The sequence below is a fragment of the Caballeronia cordobensis genome, from assembly GCF_001544575.2.
In the GTDB taxonomy this organism is placed as follows: domain Bacteria; phylum Pseudomonadota; class Gammaproteobacteria; order Burkholderiales; family Burkholderiaceae; genus Caballeronia; species Caballeronia cordobensis.
The window spans coordinates 1-1,016 of sequence record NZ_FCNY02000070.1 but is presented as its reverse complement, the minus strand read 5'-3'; the positions used below and the strand labels follow the sequence as shown (position 1 = coordinate 1,016).

At 59.2% G+C, this 1,016-nt stretch carries 2 protein-coding genes; both read left to right on the top strand.

Annotated elements, in window-relative coordinates; all coding sequences use genetic code 11:
* Nucleotides 1–285, top strand: a 285-nt coding sequence (locus AWB70_RS38110) for a citrate/2-methylcitrate synthase (RefSeq protein WP_327350586.1), incomplete at its 5' end; no start/stop codon positions are given.
* 89 nt (nucleotides 286–374) lie between these two features.
* Complete coding sequence (locus tag AWB70_RS38105; RefSeq protein ID WP_014251433.1) at nucleotides 375–893, top strand: hypothetical protein; 519 nt, start codon at nucleotides 375–377, stop codon at nucleotides 891–893.
* Nucleotides 894–1,016: the final 123 nt, after the last annotated feature.

Here is a 1,016-nt window from a genome sequence, read left to right as displayed (position 1 = left end):
AAGGAAGCGGGCGACACGAAGCTCTTCGATATCGCCGAGCGCCTCGAATCGGTGATGTGGGACGCGAAGAAGATGTTCCCGAATCTCGACTGGTTCAGCGCGGTGTCGTATCACATGATGGGCGTGCCAACCGCCATGTTCACGCCGCTGTTCGTGATCTCGCGCACCTCGGGCTGGGCGGCGCACATCATCGAGCAACGCATCGACAACAAGATCATCCGGCCGAGCGCGAATTACACCGGACCGGAGAATTTGAGGTTCGTGCCGATAAATAAGCGAAAATAGTGGGCTGCGCGATCGGATTTCGCGATGAGGAAATCCACGCCGCGCGGCAACCACCATTTAACCCCAATGTTTTTGAAAGGTTTTTTTCGATGAATAAACTTCTGATCGCTGCAATCGCCGGAACGCTGGCTACGACGAGCGTCTTCGTCAGCGCCGACGCCTTCGCCGCGACGACCACCGATTCGGGCAAGACCAAGGCCAGCTCCACCGCCAAGCGTCCTGCCCCGGCTCGCCGCCTGATCAAGCGCAGCCCCAAGGCCGAAGCGGCCGCGGCGGCCAAGGTTGATCCGATCCCCGAAGGTGCAGTGAAATGGGCGTGTAAGGATGGCCAGGCTTTCTACCTGAAAGGCGACATGAAGCGTGACACCATTGTCACGGTGAATTGGGCCAAGAAGGATTACAAGCTGCCCCGTCAGGACACGACGACGGGCGCTGACCGCTTCCACGATCCGGCATCGGGCATGGATCTGGTCGTGATCCCGTCGAAGGCAATGCTTTTCTCCGACAAGGACTCGTCGCGCCTGGCCGACGAGTGCATGACGCCGGCCATGGCCGCTGGCGGCGCAGCGCCGACGCAGTCGGAAGCACTGATCAAGAACGTGCAATAACCCAGGCAGCACTTACATCAGGAATCATTCGATGTCCGCACCGATCTCCAACGTCCGCCCTGATCCGGACAAGGTACTCGTCGACATAGTCGATTACGTTCTCAACTACAAGGTCGACAGCAC